Genomic DNA, 12,581 nt, shown 5'->3' on the forward strand with positions numbered 1-12,581 from the left:
TTCTCCCCGTGAATTCGATTGCAACAGGGGAGCTTCGATGGTCAATCAGGTACTCGGCGAGGCGGGGACGTCTATTTTTGAGGCGATGTCGCGACTTGCTGTTGAGCGTGGAGCCATCAATCTGGGGCAGGGATTTCCAGAAGGCTTTGAACCGTCCGAGCTCCTTGATGCCGCTGCTCGGGCTCTTCGTGAAACTTCACAACAATATCCGCCCATGATGGGGCTGCCGGTTCTCCGCCAAGCTGTCGCAGAAAACGCAAGGCGATTTCTCGGTATTGACGTAGACTGGGAAAGGGAAGTTCTAGTTACGTCCGGCGCTACGGAAGCGCTCGCCGATACGTTTCTGGCGCATCTGGATACGGGCGACGAGGTTATCTTGTTCGAGCCGGTCTACGATGCTTACGCTACGCTTATCCGCCGTGCAGGCGGGAAGGTGGTGCCGGTACGGCTGAAACCACCTCATTGGGAGCTACCGCGAGAGGAGCTGGCAAAAGCCATTTCTCCACGGACGAAACTCATTGTCGTCAATACGCCGATGAACCCAATCGGCAAGATACTGGATCCAGATGAGCTGGACTTTCTCGCCGAACTTGCGATCAAGCATGATCTCGTGATCGTTTCGGATGAGGTCTACGAACATCTCGTCTTCGACGGTCACCCGTTTCATTCTATGTTCGGTGTTGAGAAAGTCCGCGACCGTGTCGTGCGAATTGGCTCCGCTGGAAAGAGCTTTTCATTGACAGGATGGAAGGTCGGCTATGTGACAGCTTCCGCGAAGTTTCTCGCACCGATTGCTCGTGCTCATCAGTATGTCACTTTCGCCACGCCGCCAGCATTCCAGTCGGCGGTTGCGGTTGGGCTTTCGTTACCTGATAGCTACTTTGTCGGCCTTCGGACAACGCTGGCATCGCGACGGGATCTGCTGGTTGAAGGGCTGAAATCTGCGGGTTTTGATGTCGTAGCTGTCCCTGCCACCTATTTCGCGGTGGCCGATATAAAGTCGCTCGATCATGGCGGTGACGATCTCGATTTTTGCCGACGGTTGACGCTTGAAGCAGGTGTAACCCCGGTTCCTATCTCATCTTTTTATGGTGCACGCGATGTGCGCAGCCATGTCCGTTTCTGTTTCGCCAAGGGCGAAGAAACGCTGCGGGAGGCCGCTTCACGGCTGGTCCAGTGGAATAATGAGCACAATTGGCGCGCGGCATCATAGGCGCGCCCGAAAATCACTACAGGGAAAATAAGATGCATTCAGTTTCATTTTTGCGCGGTGCAGTTTCCGCAGCACTCTTCTCAGTGCTCGTCGCTTCACCGGCGCTTGCGGAAAAAATCCGGTTTGGTGTAACTTCGGGGCCGCATGCTGAAATCGCCGAAGCACTCGCGCCCGTTGCCAAGGCAAAGGGGCTGGATATCGAGATTGTGGAGTTTTCGGACGGCGCACTGATCGACCCGGCGACAAATGATGGCGATCTCGACGCCAATGGCTTTCAGCATACACCTTACTTCGATCAACAGAACAAGGATCGAGGTCTCAATCTCGTTGCTGTTGGCGGACGTACTGTCTTGCTGCCAATGGCTGGTTACTCACGCAAGTACAAATCTCTAAGTGAGCTGCCAGAGGGCGCACAAATCTCCATTCCCAATGATCCGAGCAATGCAGGCCGTGCCTTGAAGCTTCTTGAAGCTGGCGGCGTTATCAAGCTTACGCCGGGTGTAACTTTCAACGCAACTGAACTCGATATTGTCGATAATCCGAAAAAGGTCAAAATCATACCGATGGAAACGGCCCAGCTTCCACGGTCGCTGGAAGACGTGGATTTTTCCGTCATCACTTCACATTTTGCGCTGAGTGCCGGGCTGGTTCCGACCCGTGATGCGATCCTGATCGAAGACCAGTTATCCGATTATTTCTGCCTGCTTGCTGTCGCGGGAAAGAACAAGGATGCACCGTGGGTCAGGACGCTTGTCGAGGCTTATAAATCTCCTGATGTCAAAGCCTTCATCGAGAAGAAGTTCGATGGCAATATCGTAGCGGGTTGGTGACATGAACGTGCTCGTACGCAGCGGACCTGTGTCGAACGCCGTACCGGACGATACAAACCCGGCACCGTCAATCATCGACATACGTTCGCTGACAAAGACCTTTGACAAGAAGGCCGGTCCGGTCATCGACAATGTCTCGCTTCAAATCGCCAAGGGAACCATTCACGGAATCATTGGTCGTTCAGGCGCTGGAAAAAGCACGCTCGTGCGTTGCCTGAATGGTCTGGTGCACCCAACCGGAGGACAAGTCGTTGTTTCCGGGCGAGAGATCACAACGTTGCGTCAAGGCGAATTGCGACAGGTTCGTCGTGAGGTATCAATGATATTTCAGCATTTTAGTCTGCTGTCTTCACGAACTGCTTTTGGCAACATAGCCCTGCCACTGGAGCTCACAGGCGTTGATCGCAGCACCATAAGAACCCGCGTGAACGATTTGCTTGATCTGGTGGGTCTCAAGGGAAAGGCCGATGCTTATCCATCGGAACTGTCTGGTGGTCAGAAACAGCGTGTGGGTATCGCGCGCGCATTGGCTCTGGAGCCGAGCGTTTTGCTGTCGGATGAGGCGACGTCGGCGCTTGATCCCGAAACCACGGAGCAAATTCTTTCGTTATTGAAAGATATCAATCGGCGACTGGGGCTGACGATTGTACTCATAACGCATGAAATGGACGTGGTGCGCCAGATCGCAGACCACGTGACGGTTCTTGATGGCGGCAAAGTCGTTGAAAACGGAGCGACCTTCGACGTCTTCGCCTTTCCGCAAACACCGATCGCCCGGTCATTTCTGGCTAGCATCGTCGCCCACGACCTACCGCCGGAAGTATCGCAGCGGGTGCTTCCACAACCAGTTGTCGGGTCGGATCCGGTTCTGCGCATTATCTTTTCCGGTGAAGCCGCGCATGCGCCGGTCGTTGCTACGCTCGTACAGCGCTTCGGGATAAATCCGAACATATTGCACGGGCGCATAGACTATATCGGTGGCAGACCACTGGGCATCATAACGCTCGTCGCTGAGGATGGTTCCGCCGATCTCGCGGACGTTCGCAATTATCTGTCTTCACTCAATCTTCATGGAGAGGTCCTCGGTCATGTTGTCCGATCTGCTTCCGCCGGCACTCGTCGGGCTCTTGCTTGAATCGCTGAAGCAGACGGCTACTATGGTGGCCGCATCTGCCATTCTGTCGACATTGATTGGCCTGCCGCTCGGTGTTGCACTGGTTGTTACCAGTCCGGGCCAGTTTCTCGAACGGCCGGTCTTCAATCGTGTTGCGGGCACTGTCGTCAATCTGGTTCGATCCACGCCATTCATCATTTTGATGGTGGCGATCATTCCCTTAACGCGCCTGATTGCCGGAACGACCGTTGGCACCTATGCGGCCATCGTACCACTGACCGCGGCAATCGCACCTCTCTACGCACGGCTCGCCGAAACGGCGATGCGTGAGGTGGACCAGAGCCTGATCGAAGCTGCCGAGAGCATGGGTGCAACGCCAATTCAGATCATCTTCAAGGTGCTCTTGCCTGAAGCGCTACCCGGGATCATTGCGGGGCAAACAGTTACGCTTGTCAGCCTTGTCGGGTACTCGGCGATGGCAGGAACAGTCGGCGGCGGTGGACTGGGCGATCTCGGAATTCGCTTCGGATATCAACGCTTCATGCCGGAAGTCATGGTTGCCGTCGTCATCATCCTGGTTGCGATCGTGCAATCCATCCAGATCACGGGCGACTACGCTGCCCGTCTTGTCAATCACCGTGTGGCGCGCAGCCGTCGTTCCCGCTGAGAGTTTTTCAGGAGCTTCCGATGAATATACATACCACCCCAATCAATCTGCCTCTGCTTGATTTGTCCCGTTTCAACGGCAGCGCCGAGGAGCGCGACAGTTTCATTGAGGAGCTGCGCCGCACTCTTCACGAACATGGCTTTTTCTATCTCACGGGACATGGCGTCGATCCGAAACTCGTGGAGGACGTGGTTGCAACGGCGAAGACGTTCTTCGCACTTCCAGCGGAAGAAAAACTCAAGATAGAAATGGTGAAGTCATCGCATTTCCGCGGTTACAATCGTGCCGGCCTTGAACGGACGCGTGGCGAGCAGGATTGGCGCGAACAGCTCGATATCAACACGGAAGCAGAACCTGCCGAGATCGGTCCGAATAGCCCGGCATGGAAGCGTTTGATCGGCCCGAACCAGTGGCCGGAAGCACTGCCCGAACTTAAGCCATTGTTGCTTGCTTATCAGGCCGAGGTGACACGCGTTGGCATTGATATTCTCAAGGCCATCGCGGCGGCTTTGGGACAGCCGGAAGACTTCTTCGCCCAGATTTATGAGCCGCATCCGTCTCAGCTCCTGAAGATTATCCGTTATCCTGGGCGCGATGTGGCGGAAAGCGAACAAGGGGTAGGAGCCCACAAGGACGGCGGTTTCGTTACTGTTCTGTTGCAGGATGTTGTCCCCGGTCTGCGCGTTCAGCGGGAAGACGGTGAATGGATCGATGCGCCTCCGGTTCCCGGCACTTTTGTTATCAATACGGGAGAATTGCTTGAGCTTGCCACCAATGGATTCGTGCGGGCAGATGTGCATGGCGTTGTCGCGCCGCCAGCCGGTGTGGAACGCTTTTCCGTCGCCTTTTTCCTGGGCGCCCGATACGATGCAATCATCCCTGTTATAGATTTGCCGGATGAGTTGAAGACCAGGGAGCGCGGCGTTACTGTTGATGCGCTAAATCCAATCTTCCGAGAGGTCGGTGCAAATAATCTCAAAAGTCGCCTCCGGTCCCATCCTGATGTTGCGCGTGCTCATCATGCAGATTTGCTGACACCCGAACAATTGGCGGATCGCTCGCCCGGATCGGCATATTGACAGGTTGGTCGTCATTTTCCAGGGCGTCGTGGTCGTGCTGACGAGGATGCCCTGTTCACCCCATCCCTTGACGGCTAATTGTGCTGGTCTCAACAGTCGTCAAGGAACGAGTTCGGGGGTACGTGGTTGATCCAGATTGTTCCGGATCATGCGACACCCTCACGAGTGACCGCCGCTCATGTTTCGCTTTTTCGCTAACATTTATAAGCTGCGATTGCTGACAGGTGAGCGCGGCAGCTATCATTATGGTGGAAACCTTTTATCATTTTGCCAAGCGGATGCCGGTCTTTTTTTCAAAAGTTTCGGCAGATTGACCGTGTAGTTGTCATTTTGAACAATTTGTTCCCACGAAATTTAACAAATCCACGGCTTGATCGTTCAAAGCATCAATGGAAATCTCCCTGCACTTATAAAAGCGTGAAGTAGGGAGGGGATCGCTGAAATGCCTGTAATGCCCAAATTGTGTGCCGATACCATAGTTTATAACGGCACGATCTGGTGTGGATATGAAGAGGGCACAGTCGAAGCCCTAGCGATCTGGCAAGGCAAGGTGCTTGCTACGGGCACCAAGGATCAAATCTGGTCTTTGAAGGGCGATAATACGCGTTTGATCGATCTGAAAGGGCGCTTTGCCACACCCGGGCTGAATGACGCTCACCTGCATCTCATTTCGATTGGGTTGACACTCAAGTGGATTGATGCGACGCCGCAGGCGGCCCCGACATTGCAAAGCCTGCTTGACGCCATTCGGGAACAGGCTGCTTCCGCACCTCCCGGGGCATGGATCAGAGCACGCGGCTATGACCAGACCAAGCTCGATGTCGGTCGCCATCCGCATAAGTCGGAGCTTGATGCTGTTGCTCCAAACAATCCTGTCATGGTGGTACGCGCATGTGGCCACGTTTCGATCTTCAATTCGAAGGCATTTGAACTGGCGGGTATCGACGAAAATTCCCCGGTACCGGATGGCGGCTTGATCGAGCAGAAGAATGGTACTTTGACGGGGATGGTTGCAGAAAATGCGCAAGGCGCTGTCCGCAAAGCGATCCCCAAGGCAACGACGGAAGAGATGATCGAGGCCATTGAGGCCGCAGGCAATCTTCTCCTTTCCTATGGCATCACCAGCGTTATGGACGCCGCTGTCGGTCAGGTCGCGGGCTTCGATGAAATCCGTGCCTATAACCTCGCCAAACTCGACAAGCGCTTGCCGGTGCGCACCTGGCTCGTACTGCTCGGCGATCCGGGACCTTCCATTGTCGAAGAATGCTACAAAGCAGGCCTTGTTTCCGGTGTCGGCGATGACATGCTGACAGTCGGTGCCGTCAAGATTTTCCTTGATGGATCGGCGGGCGGACGCACTGCATGGATGAGCAAGCCGTATCTCGGCGACGACGATAATATAGGTGTCCAGATATTGCCGGATGCAGAACTGGAAGCGCTGGTGCTCGATGCCCACAAAAAGGGTTATCAGTTGGCTTGCCACGCTATCGGCGATGCAGCGATTGGACAACTTATTACAGCCTATGAAAAGGCACTCGCAGCGCATCCCGATCCAGATCGCCGCCATCGTATCGAACATTGCGGATTCTCTACGCCGGAACAGCATGAGCGGATGAAGAAAGCCGGGATTTATCCTTGTCCGCAACAGGTCTTCATATACGATTTTGGTGACGCCTATATTTCTGTTCTTGGCGAGGAACGCGCTCTTTCAAGCTATCCGCTGAAAACTTGGAAGGATCTGGGCTTTAAGCCTGCGACTGGCAGTGATTCACCGGTCTGCCATCCGAACCCCTATCCAAACATCTATTCGATGCTTACGCGCGAAACGGGTAAGGGAACGGTGATGGATACCCGCGAATGCGTGACCATCGAAGAGGCCCTGCAGGTTTATACGGAGTTCGGTGCTTTCTCTCAGAAGCTGGAGAATGTGAAGGGCAAGCTTGTACCTGGGCAGGTTGCTGATATTGCGGTCTTTTCACGCAATATGCTCACCGCGAAGCCGGAAGAGATTCTCAACGACACGCATTGTGTTCTTACCATGCGTGACGGTGAGGTCGTATTCGAACGGTCGTGAGTTAAATGCTCCCGGTTTCCGGGGGCAATAAAAAGAATTGAAGCGTAAACGCTTCGGGGCGATTTCGGGCAGCGAGGTTTCGACAGAGCTGCCCGAAGAACGGTTCATCTGAATCGCAAGAATGACATTTATGAAGGGGAACAACATGAGAAAATTTGCATTGCTGGCAGCGCTGTCCGCAGTCCTGCTGGCCGGAACGGCGGCTTACGCGGCGGACGAACCACGTTCGGGAGGCGTCATCAATTTTGTCGCGCCCTACGGCGACAGCTTCTCGACGCTCGATATTCAAGCATCGCCTGCCACACAAGACGAGTTCTACGCCAAGGCGATTCACCGTACGCTCTATGATTGGGATGCTGATCTCAACAAACCGGTACTCGGTCTTGCAACCGATGTGACTGTGTCCGACGACAGGCTCGTCTATACCTACAAGCTTCGTCAGGACGCATTTTTCCACAATGGCAAGCCTTTGACGGCAGACGACATTATCTGGAGCTACACCCGGATCATGGATCCGAAAAAGGCATTCCCACCGGCACGTTACATCGCCGAAATCAAAGGGGCGGAGGAATATACGCAGGGCAAGGCCAAGGAAATTTCCGGCCTGAAGAAGATCGATGACCATACGCTCGAAATCACGCTGAAACAGCCAATTGATCCGGGCTTCCAGTTCATGCGCAACAACACTGCCATTTACCCGGCAGGTGAGGGTGATAGCGAAGAGTTTCAGCGCCACCCGATTGGTCTCGGACCCTACAAGTTTGCCGAATATGTTCCCGGCTCGCGCCTGACGGTTGAGAAGTGGGACAAGTATTACGAAAAGGGCAAGCCTTACGCTGACAAGATCAACATCATGATCATGGGTGATGCGGCCGCGCGCGACGTTGCGTTCCGCAACAAGGAGATCGACGTAGCCGTGCTCGGGCCGGCGCAGTATACGGCCTATCTGGCCGATCCTGAACTTGCGAAGAATATGGTCGAGGTAGCCGAGGTCTATACGCGCGCCGTCGGCTTTAATCCGGATTTCAAGCCGTTCCAGGACAAGCGCGTTCGTCAGGCAATCAACTACGCCATCGATAGCGATCTCATCATCAAGCGTCTCGTCAAGGACAAGGCCTATCGTGCTGTTGGTTGGCTGCCAAACTCATCGCCAGCCTTCGACAAGGATGCGAAGCCTTATCCGTATGACCCTGAAAAAGCAAAAGCTTTGCTTGCTGAAGCTGGGTATCCCGACGGCTTCGAATTCGAATTGACAGCAACGCAAAACGAGAGTTGGGGCCTGACCATCGTTCAAGCGATCATTCCGATGCTCGCCAAGGTCGGTATCAAGGTGAAGGCAAAGCCGGTTGAAGCGTCAGTGCTTGCGGATGTAGTTCCGGCTGGCAATTTCCAGGCCTATATGTGGTCGCTCGAAAGCGGTCCGGATGCACTGACGGCGATGCAGTGCTTCTATTCCACGACCCCACAATCTGCGTGCAACTACCAGAAGTTCTCGAACGCAGAATTCGACAAGATTGTCGATGAGGCAAAGGTGGCGAAAACCGAAGGAGAGAAGAACGAGCTTCTGAAGAAGGCCAACAACCTGTTGCAGGAAGAAGCGCCGGTCTGGTTCTTCAACTACAATAAGGCTGTCATGGCACATCAGCCATGGTTGCATGGCCTGCAGCCAAACTCGGCGGAGCTCGCCGTTCAGTCCTATGAAAAGCTGTGGGTTGATGACACGGTTCCGTCCGGTCGCTAATTCTGGCTGATCTGGATCGGCCCGCTCGTTATCGGGCGGGCCACTGATCCCCTTTGCTCCAGCGTAGTTTACGCTGATCCGAAAGGAGGACCGTGTGCTCTATTTTATTTTTCGGCGCGTCTTGCAGATGATACCGACGGTCGTCGCTGTATCACTGCTGATCTTCATCATTTTCAGTGTTGTTCCGGGCAGCATCGCTTCTGGCCTAATTGCCAATGGTAAGGGCATGAACGACCCGAAGATGGTCGAAAAGATCACTCAGGAATTTGGCCTCGACAAGCCTGTCCATGTGCGTTTCGGCAATTATCTGGTTCAACTGGCACAGTTTGATCTTGGTACGTCCTATCGATCAAGACAGCCGGTTGTCTCGCTTATTCAGGAGCGCATGTGGCCAACATTGAAGCTCGCTTTTGCGGCTATGGGGTTTGCGATCCTGATAGGCGTACCGCTTGGGTTTCTCGCGGCACTTAAACCCGGAAGCCTTCTCGACAGTGTGACGATGATAGGCGCAGTCTCGGGCCTCTCGCTACCACAGTTCTGGCTGGGCCTGCTGGCCATGTATCTCTTCGCACTGACACTCGGATGGCTGCCGAGTTTCGGCTATGGCGATGGAGGCATCAGAAACGTCATTTTGCCTGCGCTGACGTTGGGTGTTGCGCCATTGGCGTTGCTGGCAAGAACAACGCGTGCAGCCGTGCTTGAAGTGATGGGCGCTGATTTCATTCGTACCGCCCGCTCTAAAGGCATGAGCAGCTTTCGCCTGGTGAAATGGCATGTCATGCGCAATGCGCTGGTGCTGATTATCACGACAATCGGCTTGCAATTCGGATCGATGATGGGGCAGGCCGTGGTGGTGGAGAAGCTATTCTCATGGCCGGGCCTTGGCTCCTTGCTGATCGATAGCGTTTCGCTGCGCGACATTCCCGTGGTGCAGGGGGCAATTCTCGTAATCGTGTTGTGGTTTTTGGTCATCAATACGATCGTTGACATTCTCTACGCGGTTATCGACCCGCGCATAAGCCACGAGTAAGCCCATGAAGCTCCGTTTCAATCTCGTATTCGGCGGGTTCGTGTGTATCGTCATCGTTGCAGCAGCCGTCTTTGCGCCGTTGCTGGCGCACTATAATCCGGTTCTCGACGCTGATTTGATGAATGCTGAATTGCCGCCTGACGCACAGTTCTGGTTTGGCACTGATGCCCAGGGTCGTGATGTTTATTCGCGCATCCTTTATGGTGCGCAAGTGTCTTTGACCGTTGGTGTCGTCTCGCAATGCATCAACACGGTTATTGGTCTGTGTTTTGGCATTTCTGCCGGTTATTTCGGCGGTTGGTGGGATGATTTCGTCAATGGTCTCACTAATCTCATGCTGGCAATTCCGTCGCTGATCTTCGCGCTGGCAATTATGGCGGTCCTCGGCCCCGGTTTGCCAAGCCTTCTGCTCGCGCTTGGCCTGACGAATTGGTCCTGGACTTGCCGCATTGCGCGCAGTTCGACCCTTTCACTAAAGAAGCAGGGCTATATTCAGGCTGCCAAGATGCTTGGCTATAGCGATGCCCGCATCATGATCACGCAGATCGTGCCAAACATGATCGGACCGATCCTCGTTATCGGCACTCTTGGAATGGGCGACGCAATTCTCGCAGAAGCAGCACTTTCCTATCTTGGTCTTGGGATCAGTCCACCGGATCCAAGCTGGGGCAACATGCTCACTGATGCGCGTGAGTTGATCGTGAACGCGCCTTGGGCTGCCGTATTTCCCGGTTTGGCCATCTTCTTCACGGTGCTTGGACTCAATCTGTTCGGGGACGGTCTTCGCGACTGGCTCGACCCGCATATGAGGACACGCAAGGTATGAGCGAACAAGCACTTCTTGAGGTAGAGAACCTCCGGATCGATATTGTTTCTGGTTCGAGCAAACATAACGTGGTCGAAGACGTATCGTTCACTATCGGAGCCGGCGAGACATTCGGACTGGTTGGAGAGTCTGGCTGCGGAAAGAGCATCACTGCACTATCGATGATCGGATTGCTGCGCAAACCACTGTCGATAACGGATGGCGTGATACGCTTCAAAGGGCAGGATTTGCGGTCAATGTCGTCGCGTGAAATGCGCAAGCTGCGTGGCAATCGCATAGCGATGATCTTTCAGGAGCCGATGACTGCTCTCAATCCGTTGTCGCCAGTAGGGCGGCAGATCGCGGAAATGTTCGTGCTGCACCAAGGTGCTACTTGGCACGAGGCGGAGCGCAAAGCGATCGAAGCGCTCGCCAGTGTTCAAGTTCCTGCGCCAGAGCAACGTGTGAAGAACTATCCACATCAGATGTCTGGCGGTATGCGCCAGCGTGTAATGATCGCTATCGCACTCGCGTGTGATCCAGATTTGCTGATCGCTGACGAACCCACGACCGCGCTTGATGTGACTGTTCAGGCGGAAATTCTTCGTCTGATGCAAGAGCTTTGCACGGCACGAGGAACTTCTGTCCTGATGATTAGTCATGATCTTGGTGTCATCGCGAAAATGTGTCGTCGCGTGGGGGTCATGTATGCTGGGCATCTAGTCGAGCAGCGCATAACAGCAGGCCTGTTCCACCACCCGGCTCATCCTTATGCGCATGGTCTTCTGGCCTCTCTACCGCAGCTCGGCTCACGACAAAAAGCAGGTCAGTTGCGGCTGCAGGAAATCGAAGGCGTGGTACCCTCCATTTCCGCTTTTCCAAAGGGCTGCAGGTTCGAGCCGCGTTGTACGCGCGCGACTGATATTTGCCGTGCGCAAAAACCGGGCTGGACGCCACTTGAAGATGCCGGTGTGGTGAGGTGTTTCCATCATGAATGACATGCATTCAGCCAAACTAGCAGAACCATTGGTCCGCATCGACGATGTCTGCGTTTACTTCCCGGTGAGCGGCGGCATTTTCAGTCGCTCAAAGCAATTGCTGCGTGCCGTCAACAATCTCAGCCTGACCCTCAACAAAGGCGAGTGTCTTTCGATTGTTGGAGAGTCCGGTTGCGGTAAATCTACGCTTGCACTCTCCCTCGTCGGCTTGCAAAAGCGACGAGCGGGCAAATCTATTTTGAAGGACGACCGATCACCGGAAAGGACGAACCGTCGCGGCTGGAACGAGCAAAGATGGCGCAGATGGTCTTTCAAGATCCGTTCGCTTCACTCAATCCGCGCCAGACAGTCTATACGTCCCTGGCGGCGCCCTTGCGACTTCACGGTGTGACCTCGCGCAGCGAAGTCGATGGGCGCGTCGAGGAAATTCTGCGTCTTGTCGGTTTGAAGCCCGAGCAGGCAAAGCGTTTTCCGCACGAGTTTTCGGGTGGGCAACGCCAGCGCATCGGCATAGCACGCGCGCTGCTGCTCAATCCGAAAGTTATCGTGCTTGATGAGCCTGTTTCGGCGCTCGATGTTTCGATCCGGGCTCAGATCATCAATCTGCTGCTGGAACTGAAAGAACGGCTCGGTCTCTCTTATATCATGATCAGCCATGATCTGAGTGTCGTAGAGCATATGAGCGACCGTGTGGCGGTTATGTATTTCGGGCAGATTGTTGAGAGCGGACCGTGGGATCGGATATTCTCGAACCCGACGCATCCCTATACACGGAGACTGATTTCGGCCATTCCCGATCCGATGACGGAATTGACGGGCGGTCGGCTGCTCGACGATACAAGCCCACCGCAAGCACCGGAAGGTTATGCATTCTACCCCGAAAGCTTTGGCACGCACGATGTTCATGAAGTGCCGCCACGGACACAATTCATCGATATAGGCGGGGACCATCGCATTCGCGTTATCGAGAAAGCTTGAGTATCAAGTAAAAAACTAAAAAGCGCCGCTAACCGGCGCTTTTTATTGTCGT

The 12,581-nt window shown here is 54.4% G+C and carries 10 protein-coding genes and 1 pseudogene; all 11 read left to right on the forward strand.

Going from position 1 to position 12,581, the window contains the following annotated elements; all coding sequences use genetic code 11:
* Positions 1-37: 37 nt before the first annotated feature.
* The 11 genes and pseudogenes from LJ361_RS14540 (at position 38) to LJ361_RS14590 (ending at position 12,529) form a co-directional block, all read left to right on the forward strand.
* Positions 38-1,213: an aminotransferase gene (locus LJ361_RS14540; RefSeq protein ID WP_264811826.1), complete on the forward strand. Its 1,176-nt coding sequence runs from the start codon at positions 38-40 to the stop codon at positions 1,211-1,213.
* 32 nt (positions 1,214-1,245) lie between these two features.
* Positions 1,246-2,043 carry a MetQ/NlpA family ABC transporter substrate-binding protein gene (locus LJ361_RS14545; protein WP_010658978.1) on the forward strand — a complete coding sequence of 266 codons (798 nt, stop codon included), beginning with the start codon at positions 1,246-1,248 and terminating at the stop codon, positions 2,041-2,043.
* Between the two features lies 1 nt (position 2,044).
* A complete protein-coding gene (locus tag LJ361_RS14550; RefSeq protein ID WP_010658977.1) occupies positions 2,045-3,178 on the forward strand; it encodes a methionine ABC transporter ATP-binding protein in 1,134 nt (377 codons plus the stop codon).
* Complete coding sequence (locus LJ361_RS14555; protein ID WP_264811827.1) at positions 3,132-3,824, forward strand: methionine ABC transporter permease; 693 nt, start codon at positions 3,132-3,134, stop codon at positions 3,822-3,824. Before LJ361_RS14550 ends, LJ361_RS14555 begins: the two co-directional genes overlap by 47 nt.
* A gap of 20 nt (positions 3,825-3,844) precedes the next feature.
* A complete protein-coding gene (locus LJ361_RS14560) occupies positions 3,845-4,903 on the forward strand; it encodes an isopenicillin N synthase family dioxygenase (RefSeq protein ID WP_010658975.1) in 1,059 nt (352 codons plus the stop codon).
* A gap of 451 nt (positions 4,904-5,354) precedes the next feature.
* The gene (locus LJ361_RS14565; RefSeq protein ID WP_010658974.1) at positions 5,355-6,977 is read left to right on the forward strand and encodes an amidohydrolase; all 1,623 of its coding nucleotides are present in this window, start codon (positions 5,355-5,357) and stop codon (positions 6,975-6,977) included.
* A gap of 145 nt (positions 6,978-7,122) precedes the next feature.
* Positions 7,123-8,718, forward strand: coding sequence for an ABC transporter substrate-binding protein (locus LJ361_RS14570; protein WP_029375983.1), 1,596 nt, complete (start codon positions 7,123-7,125; stop codon positions 8,716-8,718).
* A 94-nt stretch (positions 8,719-8,812) separates the two neighbouring features.
* Positions 8,813-9,748 (forward strand): ABC transporter permease, encoded by a 936-nt coding sequence (locus LJ361_RS14575; RefSeq protein WP_010658972.1) that lies wholly within the window; start codon positions 8,813-8,815, stop codon positions 9,746-9,748.
* 4 nt (positions 9,749-9,752) lie between these two features.
* Positions 9,753-10,574: an ABC transporter permease gene (locus LJ361_RS14580; RefSeq protein ID WP_010658971.1), complete on the forward strand. Its 822-nt coding sequence runs from the start codon at positions 9,753-9,755 to the stop codon at positions 10,572-10,574.
* Entirely contained in the window at positions 10,571-11,551 is a 981-nt protein-coding gene (locus tag LJ361_RS14585) for an ABC transporter ATP-binding protein (RefSeq protein ID WP_010658970.1), read from the forward strand. The genes LJ361_RS14580 and LJ361_RS14585 overlap by 4 nt, the downstream gene beginning before the upstream one ends.
* Positions 11,544-12,529, forward strand: a pseudogene (locus LJ361_RS14590) (ABC transporter ATP-binding protein). The gene LJ361_RS14585 and the pseudogene LJ361_RS14590 overlap by 8 nt, the downstream one beginning before the upstream one ends.
* The last annotated feature ends 52 nt before the right edge of the window (positions 12,530-12,581 follow it).

This window comes from Brucella sp. JSBI001, assembly GCF_026014005.1.
GTDB lineage: Bacteria > Pseudomonadota > Alphaproteobacteria > Rhizobiales > Rhizobiaceae > Brucella > Brucella anthropi.

Coding starts and splice junctions, on each gene's coding strand:
- LJ361_RS14570 (WP_029375983.1), top strand. CDS start 7,123: ATGAGAAAATTTGCATTGCTGGCAGCGCTGTCCGCAGTCCTGCTGGCC.
- LJ361_RS14565 (WP_010658974.1), top strand. CDS start 5,355: ATGCCCAAATTGTGTGCCGATACCATAGTTTATAACGGCACGATCTGG.
- LJ361_RS14550 (WP_010658977.1), top strand. CDS start 2,045: ATGAACGTGCTCGTACGCAGCGGACCTGTGTCGAACGCCGTACCGGAC.
- LJ361_RS14585 (WP_010658970.1), top strand. CDS start 10,571: ATGAGCGAACAAGCACTTCTTGAGGTAGAGAACCTCCGGATCGATATT.
- LJ361_RS14560 (WP_010658975.1), top strand. CDS start 3,845: ATGAATATACATACCACCCCAATCAATCTGCCTCTGCTTGATTTGTCC.
- LJ361_RS14555 (WP_264811827.1), top strand. CDS start 3,132: ATGTTGTCCGATCTGCTTCCGCCGGCACTCGTCGGGCTCTTGCTTGAA.
- LJ361_RS14545 (WP_010658978.1), top strand. CDS start 1,246: ATGCATTCAGTTTCATTTTTGCGCGGTGCAGTTTCCGCAGCACTCTTC.
- LJ361_RS14580 (WP_010658971.1), top strand. CDS start 9,753: ATGAAGCTCCGTTTCAATCTCGTATTCGGCGGGTTCGTGTGTATCGTC.
- LJ361_RS14540 (WP_264811826.1), top strand. CDS start 38: ATGGTCAATCAGGTACTCGGCGAGGCGGGGACGTCTATTTTTGAGGCG.